Origin of the sequence: Rahnella sp. AN3-3W3 (assembly GCF_003263545.1) — a bacterium.
Lineage (GTDB): Bacteria > Pseudomonadota > Gammaproteobacteria > Enterobacterales > Enterobacteriaceae > Rahnella > Rahnella variigena.
In genome coordinates, this window is sequence record NZ_JYDG01000013.1 from 97,977 (window position 1) to 114,569 (window position 16,593).

Annotated in this window: 14 protein-coding genes and 1 other annotated feature; of the genes, 8 read left to right on the forward strand and 6 right to left on the reverse strand. The window is 53.8% G+C overall.

Annotated elements, in window-relative coordinates; translation table 11 throughout:
• The first annotated feature begins 51 nt into the window (after positions 1 to 51).
• From dnaX to htpG, 4 genes are all read left to right on the forward strand, one after another.
• Positions 52 to 2,001, forward strand: coding sequence for a DNA polymerase III subunit gamma/tau (gene dnaX / locus UC15_RS05750; RefSeq protein WP_112287538.1), 1,950 nt, complete (start codon positions 52 to 54; stop codon positions 1,999 to 2,001).
• Positions 1,337 to 1,401 (forward strand) — a sequence feature (DnaX frameshifting element). Its footprint overlaps the gene before it by 65 nt.
• 40 nt (positions 2,002 to 2,041) lie before the next feature.
• Positions 2,042 to 2,371: a YbaB/EbfC family nucleoid-associated protein gene (locus UC15_RS05755; protein ID WP_112287539.1), complete on the forward strand. Its 330-nt coding sequence runs from the start codon at positions 2,042 to 2,044 to the stop codon at positions 2,369 to 2,371.
• Positions 2,371 to 2,976 (forward strand): recombination mediator RecR, encoded by a 606-nt coding sequence (gene recR / locus UC15_RS05760; RefSeq protein WP_112287540.1) that lies wholly within the window; start codon positions 2,371 to 2,373, stop codon positions 2,974 to 2,976. Before UC15_RS05755 ends, recR begins: the two co-directional genes overlap by 1 nt.
• Before the next feature lie 167 nt (positions 2,977 to 3,143).
• On the forward strand, positions 3,144 to 5,009 hold the full coding sequence (htpG, locus tag UC15_RS05765; protein WP_198659668.1) for a molecular chaperone HtpG: 1,866 nt from the start codon (positions 3,144 to 3,146) through the stop codon (positions 5,007 to 5,009).
• 46 nt (positions 5,010 to 5,055) lie between these two features.
• Here htpG and UC15_RS05770 read toward each other — a convergent pair whose 3' ends face one another.
• Complete coding sequence (locus UC15_RS05770; RefSeq protein WP_112287542.1) at positions 5,056 to 5,925, reverse strand: LysR substrate-binding domain-containing protein; 870 nt, start codon at positions 5,923 to 5,925, stop codon at positions 5,056 to 5,058.
• Positions 5,926 to 6,030: 105 nt separating this feature from the next.
• On the opposite strand from UC15_RS05770, the gene UC15_RS05775 reads away from it, so the two are divergent.
• The 4 genes from UC15_RS05775 to UC15_RS05790 all read left to right on the forward strand — a co-directional run bounded on the left by UC15_RS05775 (position 6,031) and on the right by UC15_RS05790 (position 10,354).
• Positions 6,031 to 6,927, forward strand: coding sequence for a DMT family transporter (locus UC15_RS05775; RefSeq protein WP_112287543.1), 897 nt, complete (start codon positions 6,031 to 6,033; stop codon positions 6,925 to 6,927).
• Positions 6,928 to 7,030: 103 nt separating this feature from the next.
• The gene (adk, locus tag UC15_RS05780) at positions 7,031 to 7,675 is read left to right on the forward strand and encodes an adenylate kinase (protein ID WP_112287544.1); all 645 of its coding nucleotides are present in this window, start codon (positions 7,031 to 7,033) and stop codon (positions 7,673 to 7,675) included.
• Positions 7,676 to 8,033: 358 nt separating this feature from the next.
• The gene (hemH, locus tag UC15_RS05785) at positions 8,034 to 8,996 is read left to right on the forward strand and encodes a ferrochelatase (RefSeq protein ID WP_112287545.1); all 963 of its coding nucleotides are present in this window, start codon (positions 8,034 to 8,036) and stop codon (positions 8,994 to 8,996) included.
• Positions 8,997 to 9,034: 38 nt separating this feature from the next.
• Positions 9,035 to 10,354 carry an inosine/guanosine kinase gene (locus UC15_RS05790; protein WP_112287546.1) on the forward strand — a complete coding sequence of 440 codons (1,320 nt, stop codon included), beginning with the start codon at positions 9,035 to 9,037 and terminating at the stop codon, positions 10,352 to 10,354.
• Between the two features lie 55 nt (positions 10,355 to 10,409).
• Here UC15_RS05790 and UC15_RS05795 read toward each other — a convergent pair whose 3' ends face one another.
• The 5 genes from UC15_RS05795 to UC15_RS05815 all read right to left on the reverse strand — a co-directional run bounded on the left by UC15_RS05795 (position 10,410) and on the right by UC15_RS05815 (position 16,519).
• Positions 10,410 to 11,654: a sensor domain-containing diguanylate cyclase gene (locus tag UC15_RS05795; protein WP_112287547.1), complete on the reverse strand. Its 1,245-nt coding sequence runs from the start codon at positions 11,652 to 11,654 to the stop codon at positions 10,410 to 10,412.
• A 147-nt stretch (positions 11,655 to 11,801) separates the two neighbouring features.
• Positions 11,802 to 13,493: a YbaL family putative K(+) efflux transporter gene (gene ybaL / locus UC15_RS05800; RefSeq protein WP_112287548.1), complete on the reverse strand. Its 1,692-nt coding sequence runs from the start codon at positions 13,491 to 13,493 to the stop codon at positions 11,802 to 11,804.
• Positions 13,494 to 13,730: 237 nt separating this feature from the next.
• Positions 13,731 to 14,942: an MFS transporter gene (locus UC15_RS05805; RefSeq protein WP_112287549.1), complete on the reverse strand. Its 1,212-nt coding sequence runs from the start codon at positions 14,940 to 14,942 to the stop codon at positions 13,731 to 13,733.
• A 45-nt stretch (positions 14,943 to 14,987) separates the two neighbouring features.
• Entirely contained in the window at positions 14,988 to 15,467 is a 480-nt protein-coding gene (ybaK, locus tag UC15_RS05810; RefSeq protein ID WP_112287550.1) for a Cys-tRNA(Pro)/Cys-tRNA(Cys) deacylase YbaK, read from the reverse strand.
• A gap of 251 nt (positions 15,468 to 15,718) precedes the next feature.
• Positions 15,719 to 16,519, reverse strand: a complete 801-nt coding sequence (locus tag UC15_RS05815; protein ID WP_112287551.1) for a TraB/GumN family protein — start codon at positions 16,517 to 16,519, stop codon at positions 15,719 to 15,721.
• Positions 16,520 to 16,593 lie beyond the last annotated feature (74 nt).

Consider the following 16,593-nt stretch of genomic DNA (forward strand, 5'->3'; position numbering starts at 1 on the left):
TTTTTTCGTGTATCGTCAAATTATTCATTATAAATCAACGATGAAGTGTTAATGAGCTATCAGGTTCTTGCCCGTAAGTGGCGCCCCCAAACTTTTGCCGACGTTGTCGGACAGGAACATGTGCTGACCGCGCTGGCCAATGGCCTGTCGCTCGGGCGCATCCACCACGCTTACCTGTTTTCCGGAACCCGTGGCGTCGGGAAAACCACCATCGCCCGTCTGCTGGCAAAAGGACTTAACTGCGAAACCGGGATTACCTCCACGCCTTGTGGCGTGTGCGATAACTGCCGTGAAATCGAGCAGGGCCGTTTTGTCGATTTAATTGAAATCGATGCCGCTTCCCGTACTAAAGTCGAAGATACCCGCGAACTGCTCGATAACGTGCAATACGCACCGGCGCGTGGTCGTTTCAAAGTTTACCTGATTGACGAAGTGCACATGCTCTCGCGTCACAGCTTCAATGCGCTGTTGAAAACGCTGGAAGAGCCGCCTTCGCACGTCAAATTCCTGCTGGCGACAACCGATCCGCAAAAATTACCCGTCACCATTTTGTCGCGTTGTTTGCAGTTCCATCTCAAAGCGCTGGACGCTGAACAGATCCGTAAACAGCTTGAACACGTATTAACGCAGGAAACCATCACCACTGAACCGCGTGCGTTACAGCTGCTTTCCCGTGCTGCCGACGGCAGTATGCGTGATGCGCTGAGCCTGACAGATCAGGCAATCGCCATGGGGCAGGGCGCCGTCACCACCGAAACCGTGGCGCAAATGCTCGGTACGCTGGACGACGAGCAACCGCTGGCGATGCTGGAAGCGCTGGTCAGCGCCGATGGCGGTCAGATGATGGCGCAGGTTGAACAAGCCGCGTCACGTGGCGTGGACTGGGAAAACCTGCTGGTGGAAACACTGGCGCTGCTGCACCGCATTGCGATGGTTCAGCTGTTGCCGTCGGTGCTCGATAACCATTACGCGGCTATCGAACAACGTCTGCGCGAACTGGCGCGTGTTATTCCGCCGGCTGACGTTCAGCTTTATTACCAGACTTTACTGATAGGCCGCAAAGAGCTGGCGTATGCGCCGGACAAACGTATGGGCGTTGAAATGACCCTGTTGCGTGCGCTGGCCTTCCATCCCAAAGTAATTATTGCTGAACCGGCTCCGCAGCCGGTCGCGGTTCCGGCGGCTGTAGCGCCACAGCCATCGCGTCCTGCTTTAGCGCAACCGCAGCAGTCGTCGCAACAAAACTACAATGCGCCGCCGCCACAGGGCAATGCCGAGCCGGCCGCGATGCCGGATTCCACCGCGCAACTTTTACAGGCGCGAACACAATTGCTCAGGCAGGGGAGTACCACCCCAAAAAAAGCTGAGCCGGCAGCGCCAGGAAAAGCGCGGCCGGCAACCTCAGCACTGGAGCGCCTCGCTTCGGTGACTGAACGTGCGCAGACTCTGGCGGTGAAGAAAGAACCTGCCGCGCCGGTAAAAGAAGAGGCTTATCGCTGGAAAGCGACGATGGAACCGGAAGTCGCACCGGAACCGGTAGCGACACCGAAAGCGCTGCGCACCGCGCTGGAATATGAAAAATCGCCTGAACTGGCTTCCCGTCTGGCGGAAGAAGCGATTGAACGCGACGAATGGGCGGCTGAAATCAGCCGGATGACCATTCCAAAACTGGTACAGCAACTGGCGCTGAATGCGTATCGCGAGCAGCCGGAGCCGGGTAAAATTTGCCTGCACCTGCGTTCCTCGCAAAAGCACCTGAATTCGCCGTCCGCGCAGAAAGTGCTGACGGATGCCTTATCGGCATTGCATCAGACGCCGGTTGAACTGACCGTGCTGGAAGATGATAATCTGGCGGTGAAGACGCCGCTGGAATGGCGACAGGCCATTTATGAAGAAAAACTGGCGCAGGCGCGTCAGTCTATTATTGCGGATAACAACATTCAGACGCTGCGTCGTTTCTTCGACGCGGAGCTGGATGAAGAAAGTATCCGCCCAATTTAAACGCGCGATTGTGACGCGGCCATTGCTGAGAGAGAAGACTATGTTTGGAAAAGGCGGCATTGGTAACCTGATGAAACAGGCCCAGCAAATGCAGGAAAAAATGCAACAGGCTCAGGCGGAAATCGCTCAGCTGGAAGTGACCGGTGAGTCAGGCGCTGGCCTGGTGAAAATCACCATCAATGGTGCGCACAACGTGCGTCGCGTTGAAATCGATCCGAGCCTGCTGGAAGACGATAAAGACATGCTGGAAGATCTGATCGCTGCGGCGTTCAACGATGCAGCACGTCGTATCGAAGAAACTCAGAAAGAAAAAATGGCAGCCGTGTCTGGCGGCATGCAGTTGCCACCAGGCTTTAAGATGCCGTTCTGATGCAAACCAGCCCTCTCCTTGAATCTTTAATGGAGGCGTTGCGTTGCCTGCCGGGCGTTGGCCCGAAGTCAGCGCAACGTATGGCATTCCAGCTGCTGCAACGTGATCGCAGCGGCGGAATGCGGCTGGCGCAGTCTTTAACGCGTGCTATGTCTGAGATCGGCCACTGTGCCGATTGCCGTACCTTTACCGAACAGGAAATCTGCACCATTTGCGCCAATCCACGGCGTAAAGAAAACGGTCAGATTTGCGTGGTTGAAAGTCCGGCTGACATCCATGCGATAGAACAAACCGGTCAGTTTTCTGGTCGCTATTTTGTGCTGATGGGGCACCTGTCACCCCTTGATGGCATCGGGCCTGACGACATTGGTTTGGGCCGTCTGGAAGAGCGTCTGGAGAGTGAAAACATCCAGGAAGTGATTCTGGCGACCAATCCGACGGTCGAAGGCGAAGCGACCGCCAACTATATCGCTGAAATGTGCGGCCAGTTTGGCGTGCTGGCGAGCCGTATCGCGCACGGTGTGCCGGTCGGTGGCGAACTGGATATGGTCGATGGCACCACGCTGTCACATTCCCTCGCCGGGCGTAACCCCTTCCGGTTCTGACTGTTATACGGGCGCAGCCTTCTGCGCCTCGTATTATTCTGCTATGCCTCTGCATTTCTTCTTAAAAATTTCCTCCTGCGCTTGAAAAGCCTGACATATAACCCCACTTATTCCTCAACGTCTGATTTGGTCAATAACAGTATCTGGATTGAGGTAATTTGATGAGTATGAAAGGACAAGAGACACGTGGCTTCCAGTCTGAAGTAAAACAACTGCTTCATCTGATGATCCATTCTCTGTATTCAAACAAAGAAATTTTCCTGCGCGAGCTGATTTCCAACGCCTCGGATGCCGCCGACAAACTGCGTTTCCGCGCACTGTCCGCACCTGAGCTTTATGAAGGTGATGGTGAGCTGCATGTCCGTCTGTCGTTTGATAAAGAAAAACGCACCCTGACACTGAGCGATAACGGCATCGGTATGAGCCGTGATGAAGTGATCGACAACCTCGGGACTATTGCCAAATCCGGCACCAAAGCGTTCCTGCAATCTGTGGGTTCTGAGCAGGCGAAAGACAGCCAGCTGATTGGTCAGTTCGGTGTCGGTTTCTATTCTGCATTCATCGTGGCGGATAAAGTCACCGTGCGCACCCGCGCAGCCGGTGCCAGCGCTGACGAAGGGGTATTCTGGGAATCTGCCGGTGAAGGCGAGTACACCCTGGCGGACATCGAGAAAGCAGATCGCGGCACTGAAATTACCCTGCATCTGCGTGAAGATCAGGACGAATTCCTGGATGACTGGCGTGTTCGCTCCATCATCAGCAAATACTCTGATCACATTGCGCTGCCGGTTGAAGTCGAAACCCGCAACGAAGAAGACGGCACCGTTACCTGGGAACAAATCAACAAGGCGCAAGCTCTGTGGACCCGCGGTAAAGCCGAAGTGACCGACGAAGAATATAAAGAATTCTACAAACACATTTCTCATGATTTCAGCGATCCGCTCAGCTGGAGCCATAACCGCGTTGAAGGTAAGCAGGAATACACCAGCCTGCTGTATATCCCTTCACAGGCACCGTGGGATATGTGGAACCGCGATCATAAACACGGCCTGAAACTCTATGTTCAGCGCGTGTTTATCATGGATGAAGCCGAGCAGTTCATGCCGAACTACCTGCGTTTTGTTCGTGGTCTGATAGATTCCAACGATCTGCCTCTGAACGTGTCACGTGAGATCCTTCAGGACAGCCGCATTACCCAGAACCTGCGCAGTGCGCTGACCAAACGTGTTCTGCAAATGCTGGAAAAACTGGCGAAAGACGACAACGAAAAATATCTGCAATTCTGGAAACAGTTTGGTCTGGTATTGAAAGAAGGTCCGGCAGAAGACGGCGCAAACAAAGAAGCGATCGCCAAACTGCTGCGTTTCGCCAGCACCCGCAACGACAGCAGCGAGCAGACTTTGTCGCTGGAAGAGTATGTGGCGAACATGGTGGAAGGTCAGGACAAAATTTATTACATCACTGCTGACAGCTATGCCGCGGCGAAGAGCAGCCCGCATCTGGAACTGTTCCGCAAAAAAGGCATTGAAGTTCTGCTGTTGTCTGACCGCATCGACGAATGGATGATGAGCTATCTGACTGAGTTTGATGGCAAAGTCTTCCAGTCCGTCAGCAAGGCCGACGATACACTGGACAAACTGGCTGACGAAAGCGAAGAGCAGAAAGAAGCTGAAAAAGCGCTGGAGCCGTTCGTTGAGCGCGTGAAAACGCTGCTGGGTGACCGTGTGAAAGAAGTGCGTCTGACGCACCGTCTGACCGATACGCCGGCCATCGTTACTACCGGCGCCGACGAAATGACCACGCAGATGGCAAAACTCTTTGCCGCTGCCGGTCAGGAAGCGCCGGAAGTGAAATACATCTTTGAGCTGAACCCGGAACACGCGCTGGTGAAACGTGCTTCTGAGGTGGCTGATGAAGACCAGTTCAGCGAGTGGATTGAGCTGTTGCTGGATCAGGCGCTGTTCGCAGAACGCGGCACGCTGGAAGATCCAAACCTGTTCATCCGCCGTATGAACACGCTGTTACAGGCGTAATCGCCGGGCGTAAAATGAAAGGGTGTCGTGAAAGCGACACCCTTTTTTATTGCCTCGCTTCTTCCCGGATCCATTCCCTGAATGCGCGGATCTCCGGCTCGTCACGGCGCTGAGAACTCACCAGCACCGTCGTAGCGCGATCTACTTCGCAAAAGCCCGCCGGCGCAATCAGTGAACCTTCCTCCAGCTCTTTCTCCACCAGCATTTTCGGTGCGATACATACCCCCAGCCCGTTTTTCGCCGCCTGGATTGCCAGAATCAGATTATCGAAATGTTTACCGGTACTGACATCGCCCGGCGCACCCGTCGCTTTTGCCCATTCCTGCCAGGCATTGATCTTCGTATCGGCGTGCAGTAAGGGCAGGGCGCTGAAATCCGGCGGCGGCATCAGGTCATGACACAAGCCAGGCGCACAAACCGGCCCGATAAAATCAGAGGCAATTTGCATAGCGTCAGTGTCTGGGTTTTCAATGTGCGGACCGCTTTTTATCAGCACATCGGTGCGCTGGTTTTCCAGCTGTCCGGGCGCGGTCTGCGTCTGAAAAGAAAGCGTTATCTGCGGATAAAGTTGTGAAAACCGGCTGATGCGCGGCAGCAGCCACTGCGCCAGAAAACTGGGTGAGCAGGCAATGATCATATGCTGTTCGCTGCCATTTCGGATCTCGTGACAGGTTTTTGCTATCTCATCAAATACCCGTTCGCAGCAGGTTTTCAGTTTAATTCCGTCAGCGGTGAGAAACACGCGGCCAGCTGTGCGATTAAATAACACCGTCCCCAGCCAGCCTTCGAGATTTTTCATCTGATGGCTGATCGCGCTGTGTGTCACGTTCAGGGATTCCGCCGCTGTACTGAAACTTTCAAACTGCGCAGCCTGTTTGAAATAATGCAGGGCACGTAGCGAAGGGAGATCATTCATTTTATACCTTGTGAGTTTTTTTCATCTTCCGTGTCTGTTTATATCATTTTTTTTGCCGTTGAAAGCGCATTAACCTTGTCGCATGTTGAATCACAGGAGGTAAACATGCGTCAGTCTTCGCCGGTAAACGGCACTTTTACGGGTACTCTTATCGGCATTCTCGGCGGGGTGATCCTCAGTACCGATTCCGTTTTTATCCGCCTGATGTCGGTCGAAGACTCATGGCTGATCGTGGTAATGCGCGGTCTGTTTATGTGGGCACTGGTGGCGATGTTGTACCTGTTCTGGCCGGCATCGCGTTCCACGCTGGGCGTGCCTTGGATCACCCGTAAAAATGCGCTATCAACGTTGTTCTTCTGTATTGCGTCAGCCTGTTTCGTCAATGCGCTTAACCGCGGCAGTATCGCCACGGTGCTGGTGATCATCTCTTCCACACCGTTTGTCTCGGCATTGATTTCGCAGATTTTCTTCCGCGTTCGCATTGATAAACCGCTGATGCTGGCGGCACTGGCCGGAATGGCGGGCGTCGCCGTGGTGATGAGCGGACGCAGCACGAGCCACGACCCTGTCGCCAACTATTTTGCACTGGCCACGGCGGTGTCGATGGCGCTGTCGTTTATCTTCGCGTCGAAAGTCGAAAGCGGTACCGTCGGGCTGCCTTCACTGGGCGGTATTCTGGCCTCTTTTTGTGTAGTGATTTTTTCCGGTGGCAGCGTTTTGCATGGTTTACCCGCCTTAGCCGGTGAACAATGGCTATGGATAGCACTTGAAGGCGCGGTAATTATGCCGCTGGCGATGGGGCTGATTACGATGTCGACACGGCTGGTTTCTCCGGTCAATGCGGGGCTGTTTTTGCTGCTGGAAACCGCACTGGCACCGCTTTGGATCTCACTTTTTTTACAAGAGGATCCAGCGCCATCGGCGGTTGCCGGTGGTGTGATCATCGTACTGGCGGTGGTGTCGCAAACCTGGTGGGTAAAACGCCGGATAGCGCAGGCTTAACCCCAATTTCAGCGGGGTGTGTTCCTTGAGCAAAAGTGCTCAGAATGGTATGGTTGACCGGTTTTCGTGATTCATAATAATTACATGCAAGGGGATTTACGCAATGCGTATCATTCTGCTGGGCGCTCCGGGCGCAGGTAAGGGTACTCAGGCTCAATTCATCATGGAGAAATTTGGTATTCCTCAGATTTCTACCGGTGATATGTTGCGCGCCGCTGTGAAGGCCGGAAGTGAGCTCGGCAAGAAAGCAAAAGAGATTATGGATGCCGGTAAACTGGTGACCGATGAACTGGTTATCGCACTGGTGAAAGAACGTATTCAACAGGAAGATTGCCGTAACGGTTTCCTGTTAGACGGTTTCCCACGCACCATTCCGCAGGCTGATGCCATGAAAGACGCGGGCATCAAAGTGGATTACGTGCTGGAATTTGATGTGCCTGATGAACTGATCGTTGATCGCATCGTTGGCCGTCGCGTACACCCGGGCTCTGGCCGCGTGTACCACATCCAATACAATCCGCCAAAAGTGGAAGGTAAAGATGATGTGACTGGCGAAGAACTGATCACCCGTAAAGATGATCAGGAAGAAACCGTGCGTAAACGTCTGGTGGAATACCATGAGCTGACTGAGCCGCTGGTATCTTACTACAGCAAAGAAGCAGAAGCGGGTAACACTCAATACGTCAAAATTGACGGCACACAGCAGGTTTCTGCTGTGCGTGACGAACTGGCTGCAATCCTGAGCTAATCGTCTGCACTGCGCGCTACCACGGGGTGACTTCGGTCGCCCCGTTTGTTTTTTTAGGGTCTCCATTTCCAATACCCAAAATACTTCGAGCTGCAGGAAGGCGGCAAGCGAGCGAGTCCCGATGAGCTTACTGAAGTAAGTGATTCGGGTGAGTGAACGCAGCCAACGCATCTGCCGCGTGAAGTATGAAGGGTATTAATAACAATTCGCATTGATAGCTTATGCCGTTGTTCCCATCGTCTTTGTTTTCGTTACAATGACCTGCGCCTCTTTTCAGCATTGCAAATTGCAGCACCAAAAACGGCGGCGCCCATCATTTTTCACACGGCTTCAATGCCTTCAATTTAGGATATTCAGCATGACGCAGACTAAATTCGGTGTTCTCCTGGTCAATCTTGGAACACCGGAAGCACCGACTCCGCAGGCCGTTAAAAAATATCTGGCTGAGTTTTTGAGTGATATCCGCGTCGTGGATACGCCCCGTCTGCTGTGGTGGCCGATCCTGAATTTGGTGATCCTGCCGCTGCGTTCCCCGCGCGTGTCCAAACTGTATAAAGCGGTCTGGATGGAAGAAGGTTCGCCGCTGATGGTGTACAGCCGCCGTCAGCAGAAAGCGCTGGCAGAACGCCTGCCGGGCACGCCGGTTGAACTGGCGATGAGTTACGGCAAGCCGGGCATGAAAGAACCCATTGAAAAACTGCTGGCGCAGGGCGTGACTAAAATGGTGGTACTGCCGCTGTATCCGCAATACTCCTGCTCAACCAGCGCCGCGGTTTTTGACGGTGTGGCGCGCGTGCTAAAATCTCAGCGTCGCCTGCCTTCAATGAGCTTTATCCGTGACTACGCCACCCATCCGGCCTATATTTCCGCGCTCAAAGCCAGCATCGAACGTTCCTTTGCTCAGCATGGCGAACCGGATCGTCTGGTGCTCTCCTTCCACGGTATTCCTAAGCGTTTTGTCGCTGAAGGCGATGATTATGAACAGCGTTGCCGCGATACCGTGCAGGCGCTGACCGATGCGCTGCAACTGCCGTCGGGCAAAATAATGCTGACCTTCCAGTCGCGCTTTGGTCGCGAACCGTGGCTGACCCCGTACACGGATGAAACACTGAAAGGCCTTCCGGCTCAGGGCGTTAAGCATATTCAGATCCTGTGCCCTGGCTTTGCGGCAGACTGTCTGGAGACGCTGGAAGAGATCAAAGGCGAGAACCGTGAGATTTTTATTCATGCAGGCGGCGAGCGCTTCGAATATATTGACGCCTTAAACGACCAGCCGGAGCATATCGATCTGCTGCAACAACTGGTCACTCAGCACTTCTGAATGAAGCCTGAGTTTTTTGAATTTCCCGAGAATAATGAATGAAATTTCCTGGTAAGCGTAAGTCTAAACACTATTTTCCGGTCAGCGCGCGTGACCCTTTATTGCGTGATTCCATGCTGCAGGCCATGCAGCCGGAATCTGAAGCCGGGGCCTCGTACATCGTCGGCATCGACCAGACAATGGTCGATATTGAAGCGCGCGTGGATGAAAATTTTGTGGCCCGTTACGGCCTGACGCCGGGTGAATCCAATATTCTTGACGATGAGATGTCGGAAGCGCTGTATCAGGAACTGATGAGCCACGCGCTTATCAGCCATCAGTTTGCCGGTGGCACCGTCGGCAATACGCTGCACAATTATTCCGTGCTGGCTGATGACCGTTCGGTGCTGCTGGGTGTGATGTGTAACAACGTCAAAATCGGTGATTACGCTTACCGCTATTTGTGTAACACCTCAAGCCGTGTGGATCTTAATTTCCTGCAAGGCGTGGACGGCGCAATTGGCCGCTGTTTCACGCTGATCAGTGACACCGGCGAGCGCACCTTTGCCATCAGTCCGGGCAAAATGAATGAACTGCATGCCTGCAGCGTGCCGGAAGATGTGATTGCCGGCGCGTCCGCGCTGCTGCTCACCTCGTACCTGCTGCGCAGCAAGCCGGGCGAACCGATGCCAGAAGCCACCATGCAGGCCATTGAATACGCTAAAAAATACCATGTGCCGGTAGTGTTAACGCTGGGGACGCAATACGTCATCGCGGAAGATCCGCAGGCATGGCGCGATTTCATCCGCGATAACGTGTCGATTCTGGCGATGAACGAAGACGAAGGGTTTGCGCTGACCGGCATGAAAGATCCGCTGATGGCGGCGGATAAAGCGCTGGACTGGGTGGATCTGGTGTTGTGTACCGCCGGACCGAACGGTCTGTTTATGGCGAGTTATACCGAGGACGAATTCAAACGCACGACTCAGCATCCGTTGCTGCCGGGCGCGATTGCTGAATTTAATCAGTATGAATTCAGCCGGGCGATGCGCCGTGAATGCTGTCAGGAGCCGCTGAAGATTTATTCCCACATTGCGCCGTACATGGGCGGGCCGGAAAAAATCATGAATACCAATGGGGCGGGGGATGGCGCGCTCTCTGCGCTGCTGCATGACATCGCGGCTAACGGTTTTCACCGCACTTCCGTGCCGAATTCCAGCAAACATACCCGCGAGTATCTGACGTACTCCTCACTGGCGCAGGTGTGTAAATACGCCAACCGCGTGAGTTATCAGGTGCTGAACCAGCATTCACCGCGCCTGACGCGAGGATTGCCGGAGCGTGAAGACAGTCTGGAAGAGAGTTACTGGGAACGTTAAACGTCACCGGGAACGAAAAGTGAAAAGGGCGGGAAATTGAATCCCCGCCCTTTTTTCAGCCCATTTGAACCTGATTCCTTCCAGATGTCTTTGCGCGATATAACGCGTCATCCACACGTTTAAACAGTCTGGTGAAGTCTTCTCCGGTTTCGTACTGCACCACACCGACGCTAACTGTCATCGAAGGTAAATCAGGATGCTTATACTCTTCAACGGCTAAGCGGAGCGTCTCAGCGACGTGTAATGCGCCTTCCAGACCGGTCAGCGGCAGCAAAATCAGAAACTCCTCGCCACCCCAGCGGAATACGGTATCGCTTTCGCGGATCTCCGTTTCCAGCGTTCTCGCCAGCATCACCAGTGCATCATCGCCTTTGTTATGCCCGTGCTGATCGTTAATTGCTTTGAAATGATCGGCATCGACCAGCATCAGACTGAAATTGTGCGTGCGTTGCGGATTTTGCGTCCGCGCGTTTTCTACCAGTTGCATAAACTGGCGGCGGTTGCCCAGTCCGGTCAGCGGATCACGGAGTGCGGCATGTTCCAGCTCCTGCTCAAGGCGCTTTTGCTCGGTAATATCGTGAATGATGCACAGCATCAGCCGCACGCCATCCACGTCCACCGGGCCGGCGTAAGTCTGCACATGGCGCAGATTACCGTCCGCCAGTTTGTGCACAAAGGTCAGCGGTTTATGTCCGCCGGGCAGACGGGCGATTTCATGCATCACCGGCAGCACGTCCTGGCCCATCGCATTGATTTCCCAGGTGTGTCTCATGCACATTTCGTCGCGTGTATAGCCATAGAATCGTGTCGCCGCCAGATTCGCATCGACAATCTGCCCGTTATTAGCAGGGTCAATCAGCAGCATTGGCGCCGTATTAGTCTGGAAAAATCGCTCATAGAAACCGCTCTGATCACGGCGGTAAGGTCGGGCTTCGCTCAGGAACGAACCGGGTGCCGGAACGTTGGCCGCGGAGGTATGCGTTCCTTCGAACACGATGACCGGTTCCTGCAAGCCAAACTGTGCCAGAGAAAGACGACAGCTCAGGGGAAAGGCGCGGCCTTCTTTGTGGATGGTCCAGATTTCAATGACCTGATCGCCTTTTTGCAGATGAGGCAGATAGGACTCGAGGGATTGCAAAGACTGGACCGAAAACTGACCGTTGCGCAGGGGGCCCAGCAAACTGTTACCCGCAAGTTTTCTGGCCGCCGTATTAGCGAAAAGAATTTGCTGGTTATGTACTGAGACAACCCAGACCGGCGTGCTCAAAATGTTCAATGTTTCCAGATGGGATAGCAACATCGCAGTACCGGTCAATTTTTGACATAAAAAGAGAATACCGCGAAATGATCTGATTAGGTGTTTTTTATGTCGCGAAAGTTAAAGGGAATTTTTTGCGGGAAGGGGCGCAGGCGCAGCAAAAGTACTACGCCCGGCGTTAGGAACAAATCAGATCGGGCAAAACGGCCTTTTTTCGTCTTCGGTCATGGCATCTATCTGCAACATATCCACCATGCTGTTGGCAATTTCACGTTCGCCCATCACTACGCGATTTGCACCACGTTCCAGGATGTAAGTCACTTCGTCATCATAATGCGCGCGGGCGATAATCTCGATATTAGGCCGTTTGGCACGCGCAGAGGCGACGATTTCTCCGGCTTCATAACCATTGGGAATGGTCACCAGCAGCCAGCGGGCGCAGTCGAGACGTGCCAGATCCATCACTTCCTGATTGGCAGCATTGCCCAGCACCGTGCTGATGCCCTGATCGCGCAGCGCTTCGACACGCGGACGCGAATTTTCAATCACCACCAGCGGGATTCCGGCGGCCTGAAGTTTCTCACCGAGCAGGCTGCCGACACGTCCATAACCGACCAGCAGTGCGTGATTGCATAAATCGAACGGGATTTGCTTCTCGTCTTCAACGGCTTCTTCAACGCTCTGGTCTTCGATGGTTTCTGTTTTCGCCAGATATTTTTCAAGCAACGTGAACAGCAGCGGGTTAAACATAATCGACAAAATGGCCCCCGCCAGTACCAGATTGCGGCCATGTTCAGACAGTAAACCCAGTGAAATCCCAAGGCCTGCGAGAATAAAGGCGAATTCACCAATCTGCGCCAGACTGACGGAAATCGTCAACGCGGTGCGTTTGGAGTGCCCGAACATTTTCACCAGCAGGAACGCGGCAATGGATTTACCGAACACGATGATCGCCAGCGTGGCAATGACGGTCAGCGGTTCACGCACCAGAATCATCGGGTCGAATAACATGCCAACCGAGACGAAGAACAGTACCGCAAACGCATCGCGCAGCGGTAACGTGTCGTGCGCCGCACGCTGGCTGAGTTCGGATTCATTGAGCACCATACCGGCGAAGAACGCACCCAGCGCGAACGACACGTCAAAGAATTCGACGGCGCCGTACGCGATGCCCAGCGCCAGCGCCAGAACAGACAGCGTAAACAGTTCGCGTGAACCGGTACTGGCGGTTTTGGCGAGGATCCACGGTACCACGCGGCGGCCGACCACCATCATCAGCACCATGAACGCAATCACTTTACCAATGGTCACTGCCAGTCCGGTCAGCAGTTCGACCGGGCTGGAATGATGGCTTTCCAGCATGCCGCTGAACGCAGGCAGCAGAACCAGCGTCAGCACCATCACCAGATCTTCAACAATCAGCCAGCCGATGGCGATTTGCCCGCGCTGGCTGTCAATCAGTTGCCGCTCTTCCAGAGCACGCAACAGCACTACGGTACTGGCGGTGGACAAACACAGCCCGAACACCAGCCCGGTCGCCAGATCCCAGCCCATCAGACTTGATAACCCCATCCCAAGCAGCGTCGCTACCGCGATTTGCGCTACAGCGCCGGGAATGGCTATCGACTTTACGGCGAGGAGATCTTTCAGGGAAAAATGCAGACCGACGCCAAACATCAGCAGAATGACGCCGATTTCAGCCAGTTCCGGTGCCAGTGAGGTGTCTGCAACGAAGCCCGGTGTAAAAGGGCCGGCCAGCACGCCAGCGGCGAGATAGCCAACCAGAGGAGAAATACGCAGGCGGTTGGCAAGCATTCCTAACAGGAAGGCCAGGACCAGACCGCCAACGATGGTAGTGATGAGAGGCGTAGAATGATGCATTCAGACTCCTTCTGGTTATGCATAAAGCAAATATGTTGCTGATTGTTTCTAAGTTTATGGTAAAAATCGCTTTCGCGTTGGGGAATTTTGGCCTTTTTTATTAAAAATCATCAGCAGACGATAAAAAAAATTCCAACGCGGGATTTAAATGGGTTTTATCAGGCAGATATCAAGGGAATAGGGGTTCAGACGCTGCCGATATTTAACTATCGGCAGCCGGGAAGGAAAGGTTAAGGGCTATTTGCGTTCAATATTTGGCAGGAATGCTGTCAGGATCCCAAGCAACGGCAGGAAGGCACAAATCTGATACACCAGTTCGATGCTGGTTTTATCCGCCACATAGCCGAGAACCGCGGCGCCCAGCCCGCCCATACCAAAGGCCAGACCGAAGAACAGGCCGGAAACCATGCCGACTTTGCCCGGCATCAGCTCCTGCGCGAACACCAGAATGGCTGAGAATGCCGAGGCCAGGATCACACCGATAATCACGCTCAGCACGCTGGTCCACATCAGATTGGCATGAGGCAAAAGTAGCGTAAATGGCGCGACACCCAGAATTGAGACCCAGATGACGTATTTGCGCCCAATCCTATCGCCCACCGGCCCGCCGATAATGGTGCCTGCTGCGACGGCAAACAGGAAGACGAACAAATGGATTTGCGCGCTTTGTACCGAGACGCCAAATTTATGGATCAGGTAAAAGGTGTAATAACTGCTCAGGCTGGTCAGGTAGAAATACTTTGAGAAAATCAGCACCAGCAGAATACCCATCGACATCGCCACGGTTTTACGCGGCAGCAGGGTGATATTGCTGCTCACCGGGCCACGCTTTTTGGCGATCTGATTTTGCTGGCGATACCATTTACTGATTTGCAGCAGCACGACAATCCCCAGCAGCGCCGCCAGCGAGAACCATGCGACGTTGCCTTTACCGTAAGGCGCGATGATCAGCGCCGCGAGTAACGGGCCAAGTGAAGAACCCAGATTGCCACCGACCTGGAACAGCGACTGCGCCAGTCCGTGACGTCCGCCGGAAGCCATACGTGCCACGCGCGACGATTCCGGATGGAACACCGAAGAGCCTGTGCCAACCAGCGCCGCCGCCAGCAACACCACCGGGAAACTCTGCGCGACCGCCAGCAACAGCAGGCCGGAGAGCGTAAAGCCCATGCCGATCGGCAGAGAATAGGGTTGCGGATGCTTGTCGGTGTAATAGCCGATAAGCGGTTGCAACAGCGAGGCGGTTATCTGATACGTCAGGGTAATCAGCCCGATTTGCGTAAAGCTCAGGGAAAACTGGTTTTGCAGTAACGGATAAATCGCCAGTATCAGCGACTGAATCATGTCATTGAGCAGATGAGAAACGCTGATCGCCGCCAGAATAGAAAACGCAGTCTTCTTGACTGCGTCTTTCTGCGGGCTGACTGGCGTTGACGTCGTGTCTGTCATAGCGGAGGAAGCCTTCTTAATGTAGAGGTGCAGGGTACCTGCCGGTCAGTCGACTTTAGCGATATCGGCAAACTGGCCTTTGAGTAAACGGCAAAGATCGCCTGCCGCCAGTTCAATATCAAGTCCACGTTTACCGCCTGAAACATAAATCGTGGAAAACGTCTGCGCCGGACTGTCGATCACCGTCGGCAGCAGTTTTTTCTGTCCCAGCGGGCTGATGCCGCCGACCAGATAACCGGTGATGCGCTGGGCGATGGACGGATCTGCCATATCGGCTTTTTTGGCCTTCAGGGCTTTGGCGACCTTTTTTAAATCCAGCTTCGACGCCACCGGCGTGACGGCAACGGCCAGATTTTTGGCATCGCCGTTGAGCGAAACGAGCAGCGTTTTATAAACCTGACGCGCATCCAGCCCGAGTTTTTTCACGGCTTCATCGCCAAAATTGGTTTCATCGCTGCTGTGTTCGTACGGGTGAAGGGTAAAGCTGACGTTGTTTTTTTCCAGGAGGATGACCGCGGGTGTCATGATTACCGCCTATTTTATTTACTTTTTTGTTCGGAAAATCGTCATCAGCTCAATCTGATGAAAACAAACAATAAAGTATGATTACTGAGCGAGGATGAAATAGTAGAGCAATGAATGGTTATTGCCAAGACCCGCCGCAGATTGATACCCTGTGCGCGCCGGTGCTGTGCCTGAAAAGGCCGGTACTGAAGCTATAACTAATAAAATGAAATTCCTCTTTGACTGGCCGGCCTTAAAAACCGGCCATTTTTTTATCCTTTCAGCAGCTCCGGCAAATTCCCTTCGCCGTACAAATGCAGCGCACCGACTGCTACCACATAGTTTCCTGCAGGTAAGTCCAGCAGCTGTTTTTTCCAGCGCACATTTCGCTGATTCATCAGCACATCATATAAATCACTGCTAAAGGTATTCGGAAGCTGCTCGACCGCCAGCCCTGGTTTGCTGTCCAGCCACCAGCTGATCATGGTTTGCAGCAGGCGCGCGTTGGTGTGCCAGTGCGTCAGGGTATCTTCCAGCAGTCCGAGCCCGTCGTCGGGAAGTTGCTGCAACAGCGCAAACTGCTCCTCCGGCCCTTCCAGTTCAATGACTGGCGTGTTCTGCTCTTTAGCGTTGTGCAACAGCTGATAATCGATGCCGTAATTTCCGCGCAGTCCGAGACGCTGCGCCTGCGTGGCCTGCAACATCAGCGCGACCTGCCATGACGGCAAAGGATTAAGCGTCCACATCGACACACCCAGTTCTTCGCATAAACGTTCGACGTGCAGATATTGCGATTCAGAAAGGCGTTCAGCCAGCGGAGGGTATTCGCCGGTCATACTGAAAGGGGAATCGGTGCCGCTGATATCTGCCTCGACTATCAGCGCATCGGCTTTTTTCAGGCGGCGCAACAGTTGCGCAGGCAGCGGTTGCATATCCTGCGTGCCCATATGAATACTGCCGACCAGATGCAAATAGCGATTGCCGGGAAGCCGGATATCCAGGGCGGGATAGGAATACTCAGCGGGAAACAGCCGGCGAAGCCAGCTGAATGCCCGGTTTAAGAAAGGCGCCATAATGCAGGGTCTCCCGAAAAATGAGAGACCATGCTAACGCGGCTGCGGTTTAGCGAACAGGGGAAACGTCTTGT

What these genes read in the sequence shown, in the direction of transcription:
- UC15_RS05805 (WP_112287549.1), bottom strand. Translation starts at nt 14,942, where the DNA reads ATGACAGACACGACGTCAACGCCAGTCAGCCCGCAGAAAGACGCAGTC.
- ybaL (WP_112287548.1), bottom strand. Translation starts at nt 13,493, where the DNA reads ATGCATCATTCTACGCCTCTCATCACTACCATCGTTGGCGGTCTGGTC.
- UC15_RS05815 (WP_112287551.1), bottom strand. Translation starts at nt 16,519, where the DNA reads ATGGCGCCTTTCTTAAACCGGGCATTCAGCTGGCTTCGCCGGCTGTTT.
- UC15_RS05790 (WP_112287546.1), top strand. Translation starts at nt 9,035, where the DNA reads ATGAAATTTCCTGGTAAGCGTAAGTCTAAACACTATTTTCCGGTCAGC.
- recR (WP_112287540.1), top strand. Translation starts at nt 2,371, where the DNA reads ATGCAAACCAGCCCTCTCCTTGAATCTTTAATGGAGGCGTTGCGTTGC.
- dnaX (WP_112287538.1), top strand. Translation starts at nt 52, where the DNA reads ATGAGCTATCAGGTTCTTGCCCGTAAGTGGCGCCCCCAAACTTTTGCC.
- UC15_RS05755 (WP_112287539.1), top strand. Translation starts at nt 2,042, where the DNA reads ATGTTTGGAAAAGGCGGCATTGGTAACCTGATGAAACAGGCCCAGCAA.
- UC15_RS05775 (WP_112287543.1), top strand. Translation starts at nt 6,031, where the DNA reads ATGCGTCAGTCTTCGCCGGTAAACGGCACTTTTACGGGTACTCTTATC.
- UC15_RS05770 (WP_112287542.1), bottom strand. Translation starts at nt 5,925, where the DNA reads ATGAATGATCTCCCTTCGCTACGTGCCCTGCATTATTTCAAACAGGCT.
- UC15_RS05795 (WP_112287547.1), bottom strand. Translation starts at nt 11,654, where the DNA reads ATGTTGCTATCCCATCTGGAAACATTGAACATTTTGAGCACGCCGGTC.
- hemH (WP_112287545.1), top strand. Translation starts at nt 8,034, where the DNA reads ATGACGCAGACTAAATTCGGTGTTCTCCTGGTCAATCTTGGAACACCG.
- htpG (WP_198659668.1), top strand. Translation starts at nt 3,144, where the DNA reads ATGAAAGGACAAGAGACACGTGGCTTCCAGTCTGAAGTAAAACAACTG.
- ybaK (WP_112287550.1), bottom strand. Translation starts at nt 15,467, where the DNA reads ATGACACCCGCGGTCATCCTCCTGGAAAAAAACAACGTCAGCTTTACC.
- adk (WP_112287544.1), top strand. Translation starts at nt 7,031, where the DNA reads ATGCGTATCATTCTGCTGGGCGCTCCGGGCGCAGGTAAGGGTACTCAG.